13 protein-coding genes are annotated in these 15,935 nt (G+C 55.2%); 4 read left to right on the top strand and 9 right to left on the bottom strand.

What is annotated here, in order from left to right:
- Positions 1–80: 80 nt before the first annotated feature.
- On the bottom strand, positions 81–1,433 hold the full coding sequence (gorA, locus tag OSH03_RS18535) for a glutathione-disulfide reductase (protein ID WP_266179777.1): 1,353 nt from the start codon (positions 1,431–1,433) through the stop codon (positions 81–83).
- 71 nt (positions 1,434–1,504) lie between these two features.
- Positions 1,505–2,347 (bottom strand): 23S rRNA (adenine(2030)-N(6))-methyltransferase RlmJ, encoded by an 843-nt coding sequence (locus OSH03_RS18530; protein WP_061096809.1) that lies wholly within the window; start codon positions 2,345–2,347, stop codon positions 1,505–1,507.
- Between the two features lie 177 nt (positions 2,348–2,524).
- Here OSH03_RS18530 and prlC point away from each other — a divergent pair, with 177 nt between their 5' ends.
- Both prlC and rsmJ read left to right on the top strand, forming a co-directional pair.
- Positions 2,525–4,567, top strand: a complete 2,043-nt coding sequence (gene prlC / locus OSH03_RS18525) for an oligopeptidase A (protein ID WP_061096810.1) — start codon at positions 2,525–2,527, stop codon at positions 4,565–4,567.
- Between the two features lie 7 nt (positions 4,568–4,574).
- Positions 4,575–5,324 (top strand): 16S rRNA (guanine(1516)-N(2))-methyltransferase RsmJ, encoded by a 750-nt coding sequence (rsmJ, locus tag OSH03_RS18520; protein WP_266179776.1) that lies wholly within the window; start codon positions 4,575–4,577, stop codon positions 5,322–5,324.
- 93 nt (positions 5,325–5,417) lie between these two features.
- On the opposite strand, the gene uspA is transcribed toward rsmJ, so the two are convergent.
- Positions 5,418–5,855, bottom strand: coding sequence for a universal stress protein UspA (uspA, locus tag OSH03_RS18515; RefSeq protein WP_003861223.1), 438 nt, complete (start codon positions 5,853–5,855; stop codon positions 5,418–5,420).
- A 282-nt stretch (positions 5,856–6,137) separates the two neighbouring features.
- Between uspA and uspB the strand changes: the two genes are divergently transcribed.
- A complete protein-coding gene (uspB, locus tag OSH03_RS18510) occupies positions 6,138–6,473 on the top strand; it encodes a universal stress protein UspB (protein WP_003861224.1) in 336 nt (111 codons plus the stop codon).
- Positions 6,474–6,516: 43 nt separating this feature from the next.
- Here uspB and OSH03_RS18505 read toward each other — a convergent pair whose 3' ends face one another.
- From OSH03_RS18505 to pitA, 3 genes are all read right to left on the bottom strand, one after another.
- Positions 6,517–6,924, bottom strand: coding sequence for a hypothetical protein (locus OSH03_RS18505; protein ID WP_151412416.1), 408 nt, complete (start codon positions 6,922–6,924; stop codon positions 6,517–6,519).
- Positions 6,902–7,291, bottom strand: a complete 390-nt coding sequence (locus OSH03_RS18500; RefSeq protein WP_061096813.1) for a polymorphic toxin type 44 domain-containing protein — start codon at positions 7,289–7,291, stop codon at positions 6,902–6,904. Before OSH03_RS18500 ends, OSH03_RS18505 begins: the two co-directional genes overlap by 23 nt.
- 174 nt (positions 7,292–7,465) lie before the next feature.
- Positions 7,466–8,965, bottom strand: coding sequence for an inorganic phosphate transporter PitA (pitA, locus tag OSH03_RS18495; RefSeq protein WP_061096814.1), 1,500 nt, complete (start codon positions 8,963–8,965; stop codon positions 7,466–7,468).
- Positions 8,966–9,193: 228 nt separating this feature from the next.
- On the opposite strand from pitA, the gene OSH03_RS18490 reads away from it, so the two are divergent.
- The gene (locus OSH03_RS18490) at positions 9,194–10,390 is read left to right on the top strand and encodes a BaiN/RdsA family NAD(P)/FAD-dependent oxidoreductase (RefSeq protein WP_266179774.1); all 1,197 of its coding nucleotides are present in this window, start codon (positions 9,194–9,196) and stop codon (positions 10,388–10,390) included.
- A gap of 54 nt (positions 10,391–10,444) precedes the next feature.
- Here OSH03_RS18490 and OSH03_RS18485 read toward each other — a convergent pair whose 3' ends face one another.
- The 3 genes from OSH03_RS18485 to OSH03_RS18475 all read right to left on the bottom strand — a co-directional run bounded on the left by OSH03_RS18485 (position 10,445) and on the right by OSH03_RS18475 (position 15,920).
- Positions 10,445–12,265 carry an integrin alpha gene (locus OSH03_RS18485; RefSeq protein WP_266179773.1) on the bottom strand — a complete coding sequence of 607 codons (1,821 nt, stop codon included), beginning with the start codon at positions 12,263–12,265 and terminating at the stop codon, positions 10,445–10,447.
- 107 nt (positions 12,266–12,372) lie between these two features.
- Positions 12,373–13,404, bottom strand: coding sequence for a fimbrial protein (locus OSH03_RS18480; RefSeq protein WP_266179772.1), 1,032 nt, complete (start codon positions 13,402–13,404; stop codon positions 12,373–12,375).
- The gene (locus OSH03_RS18475; RefSeq protein ID WP_266179771.1) at positions 13,404–15,920 is read right to left on the bottom strand and encodes a fimbria/pilus outer membrane usher protein; all 2,517 of its coding nucleotides are present in this window, start codon (positions 15,918–15,920) and stop codon (positions 13,404–13,406) included. Before OSH03_RS18475 ends, OSH03_RS18480 begins: the two co-directional genes overlap by 1 nt.
- Positions 15,921–15,935: the final 15 nt, after the last annotated feature.

Below are 15,935 nucleotides of genomic sequence, written 5' to 3'. Positions count from 1 at the left end.
AGATCACTCTTTTCGGAGCATTCGTTTTGCAACGATTTATGAATGTTAAAAAAATGCCCCTCTGAAGAGGGGCATCAATATCAACGCATTGTCACAAACTCTTCCGCGGCGGTCGGATGGATCGCCACGGTGTTGTCGAAGTCTTTCTTCGTCGCGCCCATCTTCAGCGCCACCGCGAAGCCCTGCAGGATCTCATCCATACCGAAGCCGATGCCGTGGATACCGACAATCTTCTCTTCCGGGCCCACGCAAACCAGCTTCATGCGGCACGGCTGACGATGGGAGGTGACGGCGGTGTACATCGCGGTGAACGCGGATTTATACACTTTCACCTGGTCGTCGCCGTACTGCTCGCGCGCCTGCGGCTCGGTTAAGCCGACGGTGCCGATTGGCGGGTGGCTAAAGACCACGGTCGGGATATTGCTGTAGTCCAGATGCTCGTCCGGCTTGTTGTTGAACAGGCGCTCGGAGAGACGACGGCCCGCCGCAACGGCGACCGGAGTCAGTTCAACCGCACCGGTGTTATCACCGACGGCGTAAATGCCCGGCACGCTGGTGTTCTGGAACTTATCGACGACGATGTAGCCTTTTTCGTCGGTTTTCACGCCGGTTACGGCCAGGTTGAAGCTGTCGTTCGCCGGTTCACGGCCAATCGCCCAGATCAGGCAATCGACGGTCTGGCTGCGGCCATCTTCCAGCTCAAGCGTCAGGCTGCCGTCCGCGTTTTTCACCACCGCTTTAGGCACGGCGCTGGTGTGCAGGGTCGGGCCTTCGGTGTTCATCACTTCAACCAGCGTGTCGACAATCAGCGGGTCAAAGCTGCGCAGCGGCGCGTGTTTACGCACGAACAGGTGCGCTTCCGCTCCCAGGCCGTTAATCACGCCAGCCAGCTCTACTGCGATATAGCCCGCGCCCACCACGGCAACGCGCTCAGGCAGGGCAGGCAGCTCGAAGAAACCGTCGGAGTCGATGCCGTATTCCGCGCCCGGGATATTCGGGTGGCTTGGACGGCCGCCGGTGGCGATCAGGATATGATCGGCGGTGATCGTCTCGCCGTTCACTTCGATCGTTTTCGTGTCCACAAAGCGGGCGAAGCCGTGGATCACGTCGACGTTATTTTTGCCCAGCACGTTGTCGTACGAGGTATGGATGCGGTCGATGTAGGCGGTACGGCTGGCGATCAGCTTGTCCCAGTCGAAATGGTTGATCGTGGTGTCAAAGCCGTAGTCCGGGCCGTACATATGGATCGCTTCGCGGATTTGCGCCGCGTGCCACATCACCTTTTTCGGTACACAACCCACGTTCACGCAGGTGCCGCCCAGCGCTTTGGCTTCAATCAGCGCACACTTCTGGCCGTACATGGCCGCGCGGTTGATGGAGGCGATGCCGCCGCTGCCGCCGCCGATTGCGATGTAGTCATAATGCTTAGTCATAGCTCTTGTCCTTAATCGTGAATTGCCGCGATTGTATACCTGAAATCAATAGTTTCCACCGATGGCTGCGATTACTCCGGCACGATCCAGCTGACGGTGGCGTGGCCCGTTCCGGCTGGCACCAGCGTTTTGTGCAGCCACGGCAGCACGTTGTTCATCTGCGCTTCGAGCTTCCACGGCGGGTTGATTACAATCATGCCGGAGGCGGTCATGCCGCGCTGGTCGCTGTCCGGGCGTACCGCCAGCTCAATTTGCAGGATTTTGCGAATGCCGGTCGCCTCAAGGTCTTTGATCATGCGCTTGATCTGCGCGCGCAGCACTACCGGGTACCACAGGGCATAGGTGCCGGTGGCAAAGCGTTTATAGCCTTCGTGAATCCCGGTCACCACCGCCTGATAGTCGGTTTTGATTTCGTACGGCGGGTCGATCAGCACCAGGCCGCGACGGGAAACCGGCGGCAGCTTTGCTTTCAGCTGCTGGTAGCCGTCGGCTTTGTCGACGCGGGCGCGGCTGTCTTTCTGAAACTCAGAACGCAGCAGCGGGAAGTCGCTCGGGTGCAGCTCGGTCAGCTGGATGCTGTCCTGCTCGCGCAGCAGCTGGCGGGCAATCAGCGGTGAGCCAGGGTAGTAGCGCAGCTGGCCGTTGCGGTTGAAGTGATTCACCACGCCGATATACGGCTCCAGCTCGGCGGGCAGGTCGTCCTGCTGCCAGATGCGGGCGATGCCCTCAAGGTATTCGCCGGTACGCTCGGCATGCTCGCCGCTCAGCTGATAACGGCCCGCGCCCGCATGGGTGTCCAGATAGAGAAACGGCTTCTCTTTCTCCTTGAGCGATTCAATGATCAGGCTCTGAACGGTGTGTTTGAGGACGTCGGCATGGTTGCCAGCGTGGAAGCTGTGGCGATAACTGAGCATGGGTAATGATATTCCGCTGAATTGACGATTTGCCACAGTTTACAGCAGAACGGCACAGATTACCCGCAGGCCCGGTAAGCGCGGCTATTGAAATCCTCTACACTTAACCCCATTACTGAACAATATGCACAGCGCCGGATGCGCGCTTCATTCACCCATTTCAACAGGACAGCGTTTATGACCAATCCATTACTGACGCCTTTTTCGTTGCCGCCGTTTTCTAAAATCCTCCCTGAGCATGTGGTTCCAGCCGTTACCCAGTCGCTGGACAACTGCCGCGCGGCGGTAGAAAGCGTGGTCGCGCAGGGCGGGCCGTACACCTGGGAAAATCTGTGTCAGCCGCTGGCCGAAGTGGACGACGTGCTGGGGCGCATTTTCTCCCCGGTGAGCCACCTGAATTCGGTGAAAAACAGCCCGGAACTGCGCGAAGCTTACGAACAAACCCTGCCGCTGCTCTCCGAATACAGCACCTGGGTTGGTCAGCACGAAGGGCTGTACAAAGCCTACCGCGACCTGCGTGACGGCGATCACTATGCCGAACTGAACACAGCGCAGAAAAAATCGGTCGATAACGCGCTGCGTGACTTTGAGCTGTCCGGTATTGGTCTGCCAAAAGAGAAGCAGGTTCGCTACGGTGAAATCGCCGCGCGCCTGTCCGAGCTGGGCAACCAGTACAGCAACAACGTCCTCGACGCCACCATGGGCTGGACGAAGCTGATTACCGATGAATCCGAACTGGCCGGTATGCCGGAAAGCGCGCTGGCGGCGGCGAAAGCCCAGGCCGAAGCGAAAGAGCAGGAAGGCTTCCTGTTAACGCTGGATATCCCGAGCTATCTGCCGGTAATGACCTACTGCGACAACCAGGCCCTGCGCGAAGAGATGTACCGCGCGTACAGCACCCGCGCCTCCGACCAGGGGCCGAATGCCGGTAAGTGGGACAACAGCCCGGTGATGGCGGAGATCCTCGCTCTGCGCCACGAGCTGGCCCAGCTGCTGGGCTTCGACAGCTACGCGGATAAATCTCTCGCCACCAAAATGGCGGAAAACCCGCAGCAGGTGCTCGACTTCCTGACCGACCTCGCGAAGCGCGCCCGTCCGCAGGGTGAAAAAGAGCTGGCCCAGCTGCGCGCCTTCGCGAAAGCGGAGTTCGGCGTGGACGAGCTGCAGCCGTGGGATATCGCCTACTACAGCGAAAAACAGAAGCAGCACCTCTACAGCATCAGCGACGAGCAGCTGCGCCCGTACTTCCCGGAAAACAAAGCCGTTAACGGCCTGTTCGAAGTGGTGAAACGCATTTACGGCATCACCGCCAAAGAGCGTACCGATATCGACGTCTGGCACCCGGACGTGCGCTTCTTCGAGCTGTATGACGAGAAAAACGAGCTGCGCGGCAGCTTCTACCTTGACCTCTACGCGCGTGAGAACAAGCGCGGCGGGGCGTGGATGGACGATTGCGTGGGCCAGATGCGTAAAGCCGACGGCTCCCTGCAGAAGCCGGTTGCCTACCTGACCTGTAACTTCAACCGTCCGGTAAGCGGCAAGCCTGCGCTCTTCACCCACGACGAAGTGATCACCCTGTTCCACGAGTTCGGTCACGGCCTGCACCATATGCTGACCCGCATCGAAACCGCAGGCGTTGCCGGCATCAGCGGCGTGCCGTGGGATGCGGTCGAGCTGCCGAGCCAGTTTATGGAAAACTGGTGCTGGGAGCCGGACGCGCTGGCGTTTATCTCCGGCCACTACGAGACCGGCGAACCGCTGCCGAAAGAGCTGCTGGATAAAATGCTGGCGGCGAAGAACTACCAGGCGGCGATGTTCATCCTGCGTCAGCTGGAGTTCGGCCTGTTCGACTTCCGCCTGCACGCCGAGTTCAGCCCGGCGCAGGGGGCGAAAATCCTCGAAACCCTGGCCGAGATTAAAAAGCAGGTTGCCGTTATTCCAGGACCAACCTGGGGCCGCTTCCCGCACGCGTTCAGCCACATCTTCGCGGGCGGCTACGCGGCGGGCTACTACAGCTACCTGTGGGCCGACGTGCTGGCGGCAGACGCCTTCTCTCGCTTCGAGGAGGAGGGGATTTTCAACCGTGAAACCGGCCAGTCGTTCCTCGACAACATCCTGACCCGCGGCGGTTCTGAAGAGCCAATGGTGCTGTTCAAACGCTTCCGCGGCCGCGAGCCGCAGCTGGATGCGATGCTTGAGCATTACGGAATCAAAGGCTGATTGTTACGTGAAGATCTGCTTAGTTGATGAAACGGGCGCCGGAGACGGCGCCTTATCTGTTCTGGCGGCCCGCTGGGGGCTGGAGCACGATGAAGAGAACCTGATGGCGCTGGTGATGACGACAGCGCATCTCGAATTACGCAAGCGCGACGAACCGAAGCTCGGCGGGATTTTTGTCGACTTCGTTGGCGGCGCGATGGCGCACCGGCGCAGGTTCGGCGGCGGTCGCGGCGAAGCGGTGGCCAAAGCGGTCGGCATTAAGGGGAGCTATCTCCCGGACGTGGTGGACGCAACGGCGGGGCTGGGGCGCGATGCGTTTGTGCTGGCGTCGGTGGGCTGTCACGTGCGGATGCTGGAGCGCAATCCGGTGGTGGCCGCGCTGCTCGACGACGGGCTAACGCGAGGCTACGCGGACCCGGAAATTGGCCCGTGGCTGCAGGAGCGTTTGCAGCTTATCCACGCCTCCAGCCTGACGGCGCTGACCGATATCACCCCGCGCCCGCAGGTGGTCTATCTCGACCCGATGTTCCCGCATAAGCAGAAAAGCGCGCTGGTGAAGAAAGAGATGCGGGTATTTCAGTCGCTGGTGGGGCCGGATTTAGACGCAGATGGCCTGCTGGAGCCGGCTCGTCAGCTCGCGACGAAGCGGGTGGTGGTGAAGCGCCCGGACTACGCGCCGCCGCTGGCGGACGTTGCCACGACCAACGCGGTGACCACGAAAGGGCATCGGTTTGATATTTATCTCCCCTCACCCTAGCCCTCTCCCCATAGGGGAGAGGGAACGATCGAGCCCCTCGCCCCTCTGGGGAGAGGGGTTGGGGTGAGGGGTAAGCTAAGGTTTGTGCCTTACTTACTCGTCTTCTTCGTCGCGCAGCGGAACAATCAGCATGTCCACGTGAACGGTGTTAATCAGCTGGCGCGCTGAAGACATCAGCTTGCTCCAGAAGTCCTGATGGTGACCGCATACCACCAGGTCCATATCGTATTTCTTAATCGCATCAACCAGCACCTGGCCCAGGTCGCCGCTGCCGCTCAGGGTTTCGGTGATCGGATAGCCCGCGTTGGTGGAGAGCTCGCTCAGCGCGTGATGCGTCTCTTCGGAGATGCGTTTCTGCATATCGCCCAGATTAACGTCGATCAGACCGGTGTAGAGGTCGGAGTAGTTCACATCAACGTGAATCAGGGAGACTTTCGCGTTGTAGGGACGTGCCATGGATACCGCTTTATCAACCAGCACTTTGCTCTCCGGGGAGAGATCTACCGCGATGAGAATGTGTTTGTAAGCCATAGTGTTACTCCTTCCTTAAGTTATCGATGACTAAATGGAAAGCCGTCGTCTGATGCTTTCATTACGGCCCAGTTAAACATATTTTTCAAGCTTTGGTGTTGATAACGATTAACCTTGTGGCAAAAAAATTAACGGATCTCCTACACTATTTAATGAGCCGTTCGGATATTAAAGCGCGAACCGGATCGACTTTTGGTCATTCTTTCACTGAACTGTCTGTCAGGGCATTGGGGTGCGGTAGCTCAGGAGCCTTGCTTCGTGGGCGGACGCCGGGGAGGATGTATGATTAGCACCGTCGCATTGTTTTGGGCGTTATGCGTAGTTTGCATAGTGAATATGGCGCGCTACTTCTCATCGTTACGTGCGCTGTTAGTGGTACTTCGTGGTTGCGATCCGTTGCTGTATCAGTATGTGGACGGTGGAGGGTTCTTCACCTCGCATGGACAGCCCAGCAAGCAGATGCGTCTGGTGGGGTATATCTACTACCAGCGCTACCGCGATCATCACGATGAAGAATTTATCCGTCGCTGCGAGCGTCTGCGTCGTCAGTTCATTTTGACCAGCGCCCTGTGCGGGCTGGTCGTGGTCAGCATGATTGCATTGATGATTTGGCACTGAGCATTACAGCAGGCGGGGTAAGCCCCGCCTTGTTTCATCTGGCTCAGGGCTTAACTGAGAACTGGAGATTTGAAACAGTGTCCTCAATAGAGATGACCTTCCCGCTATAGGTAATTTTCACTTCTCCGTTTGCATCAATGCTGGCAGAGGTAATTGTGCCTGTACCTTCAATGACCGGATGCTTCATTGCGAGCTGTTGGATAATGTCAGTATCTTCCCCTGCTATCTCTTGCGAGAGATAGTAGCGGTAGATTGTTGGCACGGTTGCGCCGCCTTGGTTGTTCACGGTCATATAGAGCCAGACGCGGTCAGATAATTGATAAACGCGTTGAAGTTCATCACTCGCTTGCCGGTTGGGCTGGTGGTTGAGCCAAAAAAATCCAATGACAAGAGCTAAAAGCGATAATGTCACAAGGCGATGAATCCATTTAGTAGCCGTTTTGAATGGCATACTCTATTCCTTCTCTGATATTGCGTTGGTCCGTCGGGTCGTCCCCATAAGGTGGTTTTTCGTGCCATTTACCCCATTCAGGTTTTGAGGTGCCAGCACGGCTTTGAGCCCAGCCTGCGCCCATAAGAAGGATATTTGCGGGGATGCCCGCAGCAGTTCCGGCGGCGCCGAAATTGAAGTTACCAAATGCTGCAAAGTATGGGTCGAATTTTTTATAATCCCAGGGACCACCATTGCGGACTTTTTGGTAGAACCAATAATACGTTGAGGGTGTGGCCATATTACGCGACATACCGTGAAGGCGTGCTTCACGCATGTTGTTCGCTATAACGATTGAACCTGGTCCTGCAATAGGGACAGAAGCCATACATTCTCCTTTGTCTGGTTTTTCTTCTGGGCGCCATGATAGATTTTTCTTTGATATAGGGTTGGACAAAAAATGTTCAGAAAATCCTTACGTTATAAAACGTCCGACTACAAATAACAGCCATAAAAAAAGCGGGCCAGTTTCCTGACCCGCTTTTTTGTCGCCTTCAACCGATTAAATCAGCTTCAGCGAAATCCAGTACAGACCGCCAGACAGCAGGATGGACGCCGGAAGGGTGAACACCCAGGCCATCAGAATGTTGGTCACGGTTTTGCGCTGCAAACCGCCGCCGTCAACAATCATGGTACCTGCCACGGACGAGGAGAGTACGTGGGTGGTGGATACCGGCATACCGGTGTAGCTTGCCAGACCGATAGATACCGCAGCCGTCATCTGCGCGGACATACCCTGCGCATAGGTCATGCCTTTCTTACCGATCTTCTCGCCGATGGTGGTCGCCACACGACGCCAGCCAATCATTGTACCGATACCCAGTGCCAGCGCGACGGCCATGATGATCCAGATTGGCGCGTACTCGATGGTGTTGAGCATGTCGCTTTTCAGTTTCTTCAGCAGACGTTTGTCGTCTGAATTCACCTCTGGCAGCTTCGCGACTTTATCGGTCACGTCAGAAATGCAGAGCATGATACGACGCAGCTGACCACGCTGTTCAACGGCCAGTTTGTCGTAGCTTTCGATATTGCCCAGCATGCCTTTGGCACGTTCCAGCGCGTTAATCGCGTTAGCCGGATGGCAGTGGAATTCGCCCGGTGCCGTCGTTGCACCTGATTCCGGGGAAGGGATCAGCTGATCAACGCCGGTCGCTTTTTTCAGCAGCTCAGGGTGCTGCTGGAAATAGGTCTCAACGTTGTTGACCGCATCACGGGTACGGGTAATTTCGTAACCAGACGCGTTCATGTTCACCACGAAGCCCGCCGGAGCGACGCCAATCAGAACCAGCATCACCAGACCAATGCCTTTCTGCCCGTCGTTCGCGCCATGAGAGAAGGCCACGCCGATAGCGGAAATGATCAGGGCGATACGCGTCCAGAACGGCGGCTTTTTCTTGCCGTCTTTCTTCTCACGCTCTGCTGGCGTGAGGTGGATTCGCGCGCGTTTCTTCGTGTTGCTCCAGTAGCGACGCAGGATGAAAATCAATCCACCCGCTACCACCAGACCCACGATAGGGGAGATGATCAGAGAGCCGAAAATGCCCAGTACTTTAGGCAGGTTCAGCGCATCAACAACCGATGTCCCGGTCATCAGGGCGTTAGTTAACCCGATACCGATAATCGCGCCGATGAGAGTGTGAGAGCTGGATGCAGGCAGGCCAAAATACCAGGTACCGAGGTTCCAGATAATGGCAGCAAGCAGCATTGAGAACACCATGGCAAGGCCATGACCGGAACTCACGTTAAGCAGCAGATCCGTTGGCAGCATATGCACGATCGCATACGCAACGCTCAGTCCGCCCAGGAGGACACCAAAAAAGTTAAATACCGCCGCCATAACAACCGCAAGCTGCGATCGCATTGCGCGAGTGTAGATAACCGTTGCTACTGCGTTTGCAGTGTCGTGGAAGCCGTTGATCGCTTCGTAAAACAGTACAAAAACCAGAGCAAGCAATAGTAAAAGCCCGGTATGTAAATCCAGGCCGGCAAACAAATGTAGCATAGGACGTTACGCCATTTTGAGGACATGAACGCGGCGCATTATCCAGGACAAATGCGCAACGGGCAAAGTGAAATATAGACTTTTTTTGACATACCACCTGATTTGAGAAAAGTGCCTGAAAGGATAATCGTTAAATTTCAATGGAATGGCTTTGTAATATCTTTTTACGCTGGTGTGACCACAGAGGAAACTTTACAATCCGCGGCAGTTAACGAAGAGGGTTTTGACGTGGAAAGGTTTGATGCCGTGGTAATTGGCGCCGGTGCGGCGGGTATGTTTTGTGCGGCGATGGCCGGACAGGCGGGTCGTCGCGTACTGTTGCTGGACAACGGAAAAAAGCCAGGCCGCAAGATCCTGATGTCGGGCGGCGGGCGCTGCAATTTCACCAATCTTTATGTCGAACCCGCGGCCTATTTGAGCCAGAACCGTCATTTTTGTAAATCTGCTCTGGCGCGTTACACCCAGTGGGACTTTATCGACCTGGTGGGTAAGCACGGCATCGCGTGGCATGAAAAGACCCTGGGACAGCTGTTCTGCGACGACTCCGCGCAGCAGATTGTCGATATGCTGGTAGCCGAGTGTGAGAAGGGCGGCGTGGTTATGCGCCTGCGCACGGAAGTGCTTGAGGTCGCCCGCGACGAGCAGGGCTACACGCTGCAGCTCAATGGTGACACCGTCAGCGCCGAAAATCTGGTCATCGCCAGCGGCGGCCTCTCGATGCCGGGACTGGGCGCCTCACCGTTCGGCTACAAAATCGCCGAGCAGTTTGGCCTGAAGGTGCTGCCAACCCGCGCCGGGCTGGTGCCGTTTACGCTGCATAAGCCGCTGCTGGAGCAGCTTCAGACGCTTTCCGGCGTCTCTGTTCCCTCCGTTATTACTGCCGAAGACGGGACGGTGTTCCGCGAAAATCTGCTCTTTACCCACCGCGGTCTCTCCGGCCCGGCGGTACTGCAAATCTCCAGCTACTGGCAGCCGGGTGAATTTGTCACGGTCAATCTGGTGCCGGACTGCGATCTGGACGCGTTCCTCAACGAGCAGCGCGGAGCGCACCCGAATCAGAGCCTGAAAAATACCCTGGCGATGCAGCTGCCGAAGCGTCTGGTAGAGTGTTTGCAGGGGCTGGGGCAGATCCCGGATGTGTCGCTCAAGCAGCTTAACAGCCGCGAGCAGGAAACGTTGGTGGATACGTTAACGAACTGGCGCGTTCAGCCAAACGGCACCGAGGGGTATCGCACGGCGGAAGTGACGCTGGGCGGCGTTGATACGAATGAGCTTTCTTCACGCACGATGGAAGCGCGTAACGTACCGGGGCTCTACTTTATCGGCGAGGTGATGGACGTGACCGGCTGGCTCGGTGGGTACAACTTCCAGTGGGCATGGTCGAGCGCCTGGGCGTGCGCGCAGGCGCTGCAAAATGCGCAATAAATTGCCGGGGAGTCTCCTCCCCGGCGGTGTTGCCCCATTCAGGTGACGTAAGAATTAATCCGGGATGATGTAATCCGCAATGCGGAAGGTGACTTTACCCGTCCAGCTGTTATCACGGTAAGAACCAATGGCGAGACTATCCTGGGTGAAGCCATTGAAGCTGCCGGCCGCAACGGAGGCACCGAATTTTTCATACTGATTTTTACCCCAGTAGACTTTCGCAACGCCTTCACTCACCAGCGTATTAATATTGATCATGCCCTCATCGTCAGCGTAATCATCCAGGCTTTTACCGCCGTTGATCACATACACGGCGCCCACCTGAGTGCCGCTGGAGTTCAGCGCATTCGGATCGCCAATCACCAGATCCTTCTTGCCGTCACCGTTCAGATCCACGTTTCCGAGAATGCTATTCCCGAACCCTGCCAGCTTGCTGCCAGGCCTGTCGGCGTAAATGGCATAGCCATCTCGTACGCTAAAGTTTTTGTTGAAGTTCAGCCGGGTGTGCGCCGCATCAAGGAACAGGGAGGATGGCAGCTTAGTGCCGTCGGTCTTACCTTTGATAATCCAGACCATTCCGGAACGCTTTTTGTCGATGCCCATGTCGGCAGGGGCGCTGATCGCAAAAGCGTTATAGTGCGTACTCAGGAAGTTACCTAACGGCGTAATGGTGCCGTTATTGGGTTTATCCTGCGTATAGGCGCTATGATCGTTACTCCCTTCACCTCCACCAGACTGACCGCCAAGGAAAGCCGCCCCCATACCGTGAAGACGGGTCGCTTGCGTCGCGTTTAGCGAGGCGATGTCGAGATTCCCCTGGTTGAAACTGCTGCCGTAGACAAGATACGCCGTACCGCGTCCATCAGTGCCGCTGTTCTCTGATTTACGGCCTTCATTGACGGATTCCGGGTCGACGATCAGATAATCACTGAAGCCGTCGCCGTTAATATCTCCGACATCGCCGATCTGCTGCCCGAGGTTGTAGTTAAGCGGTTTCTCCGGACCGTTGGTGGCGGTCATCTGCGGACGAATATAGGCGCCGGTCGCGGCAGGGATCTCCCAGTCGCCCAGGCTGTTGCGCTTAATATCAATGTTCTGCCACTGGTCGCCAGGCTTTTGGGCGCCGTAGATAATGACCGCGCCGCCGCGTCCGCCAGTGCCTTCGATATCGCCGATAGCGAGATCGACCATCTTGTTGGCCACAGCAGAATTTTTATATTTAATTGGGCCTACCGCGGCGCCAAACCAGCCGCCGGTATTAGCATTGCCTGAAGAATTAACCGTACGGATGCGAATACCCAGGCGAGCGTCGCCGTTGTCGATATCATTGAGGTCTATCTGATTAGAAAGCCGCGCGCCTGTGCGGTGATGCGGCCCGCCCCAGATAATGTAGACCTGATCATGCCAGTGGGAGGCGATGACTAAATCGTCATATCCGTCGCCGTTAATATCACCAATTTTGCGTACCGCGACGCCCATCCATTTTGTCGTCACTGAGCCAGGCTTATTCGCTTTATTGCTGTGGAAGATTTTAAGCGCGTTTTGCGGATCGAATTCACCTACGTTGTTCACTTCCTGCATGGTTTTACCGCCGGAAGTACCGAAAATAACGTACGCGAGCCCTTTCGCGCTATCCCCCCAGGGGGCCGTAATCACAATATCTTCGCCCGCGATATGTGAGCCATTGTCCTTATCGGAAAACTTACCGATCGTGGCCATTGTCATACCGAAATAGTCTTTACTCTTTTCTCCCTTGATGGAGAAAGGCGCTGAGTAGGGCTCAATATCGCTGGCGATGGCCTGAGAGGTCGTCATGCCTGCACCTAATAAGGCCGCAACGCAAAGTGCTACGCGCGTTTTACTTTTCAGTTTCATATTATATATCCTTATACAAATCCATTTAAGTTACCCGGCAACTCATTTCTATAGTGCTATGAGTTGCAGTGAAATAAGATATATCTTTAGTGGATTAAGTTTTTTCTTTATTTAAACTCGAAATCCAGCGTTGAGGTGGCTTCAAATTTTCCCGGTTCTGGAGATTTTTCTCCTTGTTGCACGGGCGTAGCTACAATAGTGACATTACCCCCCTGTGTCGGAATGGCCGAACTGCTGCCATCAATTTTATTACCGTTGTGTTCAAGTTTTATTCCTAAATCGTTGCGATCCCCTCCTTCTTTATTACGGGTTCTGATAAAACCAGCGTCATTAAAATCGGAGGTGCGGAATTTAATCTCCGCCCTGCTGACATCCGCTTCGTCATCACAGGTTACGTTGAGCGGAATGCTTTTTTGCTTACTGTTGGCTTCAGGCGTAAATTCATTTGCTGTAATATCACCAAACGGGATGTTAATGGGTTCTCCGCCATTAATCGTACAATTTGGCGGAATAGTAATAATCATTTCAAAGTTGAGTTTCACAAACGGTTTAGTGGGATCGAAATCACCTGATTTTTTTCGGGCGTAAACTGTAAGTAGCTCTTGTGCAGGGTATACATGTTGGCCTGTGATCTTCTTGGTTAACTCTACTGAAACCGTCCCGCTAGAACCCGTTTTAAACGGATGTTCTTCATTAACATCGTCACAATCTAAATTCGTTATGTTTTGATTATCTACCCCTGAACTATTTTGCAAATCAACAGTCGCTTGATTTTGGATAGTACCACCAATGTCTATCTTAAAGCCGATATTAATACCTTTCTCTTCATCGAATGGATAGTAAATAAACTCGCCATTACGTTTACCACTTCCCGATTTCAGCACGTCACTGGTAAATTTAAAGAAGACACTTTCTTTATCGGACGAGTTTATACAGAAGCATATGCCCGAAAAGTTTCGATTATTATCCCATCCCTCCTGTACAGACCCTGGTATATGTTCGGCAGTGAGATTTTTGCTAATCGGAAAAACGGTTGCTCCGCCAATTGGCCAGCAACTGCCCGGAATAGCAGCAAAGGCAGGCGATTCCATCAATCCGCCTGCTGCCAGGCACACGAGTAACGCTAATTTTTTCATCATCAATTCCTTAAATCATTAACGGTTTTTTTGCAGGTCTGCGTTAACTGCACAATTCCGCTAATCGTGGGTTCCTGGCCAGAAAGCTGATAGTTAACCTGGCAACGCTGATTGGGTTTCTTACCCCAGCTCACGTCTAACGTTCCTTTTTCCGCCATCCCTGTGAGGAATACGCTGCCTTCATCACCCACAATGCTGCTGGTGGTGTTTTGAGAAACAACGGCGCCGAACGGAACGGGTTTACCCTGCGCATCTTTCAGCGTCATCATCAGGCGCTTGCCCACCGCGGTGGTAAAACGTGCCCGAACGATGGCTCCCCGGGTGGGAACGACTTTATGGCTATTGCTTTCCAGCTCAACATCATCTGGCAGCGTGTCGGGTCTCAGCTGGATTGTGCTCTCCTGATAAGGGGCCAGGTACGGCACCACGGCATATCCCCGGGAGTCGGTACGCACGCCAGCGTGGTTACGGACGCTGACACCCGCTGCATCCGGCGCTTCAACCAGAGCGACCGTTTCACCCAGCGACTGCGCCAGCGTGACGCCATGCGGGTGAACCAGCACGCCGCCTCGCAGGTTATAATTCAGCCGCTGTGCGTCCCGGCTATAGCCATACCCGGCGCCAACCTGCGCATAGCGTCCGCTATAGCTAAGCGATACATCACTGCTGTTTGCCTGGCTGCCTGGGTTGATGTTCTGCTGTATGCTCCAGTTCAGGTTATTGTCCTCAAGGGCGCTGCCGCTCAGGGAAACGCTGTGGCCAGGCGAGCGGTTATCTGCTGCGGAAAATGAGTAACCGGCACGTGCAGAGCGGAGCCATTTGTCCAGAGGAACGCTCACGCTCAGGCTGAACAGATTGTCCTGGTTATAGCGACGCTGGTTATCCTCTTTTGTTACGTTCAGATAGTGGCTGTAGTTCAGGCTATAGCTAATACCGTTCCAGCTATTGCCATAGCCCAGCGAGGCAGAGGTCGTGCGTTTTTTGCTGGTGTGGTAATCCTCGCTGACCAGCATGGAGGAGAGGTAGCCGAGGTTGTCTCCCAGATTTTGGTTCAGCGTCAGTTCCGTACGGCTGCGACGTCGCTCCGGGATAGAGTGCTCCGAGTGGTAGCTGCTCAGCGTTTCACCCAGCGTGTAGTAATCGGACGTTGAGTAGCGATAGCCCGCAATCGCAACGTTAGTGCCGGTAGAGAGCAGGTTTTTGTTATAGCGAAGGCGTAGCGACTGCCCCCGGTTTTTCTCTGCATGCTTGGTGGTTGCCCAGGCCTGGGTAATATCAAATGAGAGTGCGCCAAAATCCCCCATGTTTTTTCCCATGCCAAAGAGCAGGGACTGGTATTGACTGGCGGCCTGCATGCCACCGTATATCGAGGTTTCCCATGGAAGACCGTAAATCAAGCTCCCTTGCGTAAACGGGGCATTTTCAGCGTCGCTGCTGCTGGAACGATAGGTGCCGCTAATGACTTCATATTTGTATTGCCCTTCCCGCTGCATAACCGCTAACGACGCGTAGGGCACTAAAGAGACTTGCTCGCTGCCATCCGCCTCTTTCACGACAACTTTCAGCTCGCCGCTGCTGCCGAGGTAAAGATCGTTGATGACAAATTCGCCGGGCGGGACATAGCTTTGATAAATGCTGTAGCCATTCTGATAAATAGTGATCTGGGCATTAGTGCGGGCGATACCGCGGATTACGGGGGCATAGCCCCGCATGCTTCCCGGAAGCATCTGTTCGTCGGAGTAGAGCTGCACGCCGCGAAATGGGGTGCTGTCAAAGACGTCAGAGGTAGAACTATTATCCCCGACAATCAGCTGGCTATTCAGGGCGCTGATATCGCGCTGTAAATAGGTATAGACCGATTCCCAGCGACCGGCTTGCCCCTGGCTATTGCTCCAGGTCGAAAAATTGCGTAAACGCCATGGGCCAACGTTCAGACCCGGACGCAGGCTAAGGTACTGGCTATCGCTTCCCGTCCCGTTATTCGAGGTCCAGCTGGCGCCGCTGTAGTTGTAGCTGAGCGACAGGCCCGGAATTCCCTGCTCCCGACGCGCGGGATCGATGTAGCCGTGAGCCTGGCTGTCCAGCGCCGCCTGGGGAATGCTAAGTCTTAATGCCTGCTCGCTGAAGTCAAACTCGCTGCTCGCGTGTGGGATTGCCGCCAGTTTCGCGCAGCCCTGAGTATCGTCCTGCAGCAGCGGGAAGGCCGCTGTTTTTACGCCAAACGACTGAAGCGTCTCCTTGCTAAGGCACGGAGCGAGAATATTTTTATGCTGCGCGTTCTCTTCGAGCCTAAACGTGATATCGCGCGTGTCGATCATTTTCTTGTTAAGAAAGAGGTCAACACGATAAACGCCGGGTGTCTGGCTATCTTTATTCTCAAAGAGAGAAAGATCGACTGCGGTACGCGGCGCGCCGCCTGTTTCCAGAAACGCCGGGTCGAAATAATCACTGGCGTATAGTGCGCTGGGTAATATCCAGGCAAAGCAAAGTGCTGGACGAATGCCCCAAAATATAGTCATGAAAAATATCCCTGA

The sequence above is a fragment of the Enterobacter nematophilus genome, from assembly GCF_026344075.1.
GTDB lineage: Bacteria > Pseudomonadota > Gammaproteobacteria > Enterobacterales > Enterobacteriaceae > Enterobacter > Enterobacter nematophilus.
Note: the sequence above shows the minus strand (reverse complement) of the source record. Positions and strands in the feature narration are given on the sequence as shown.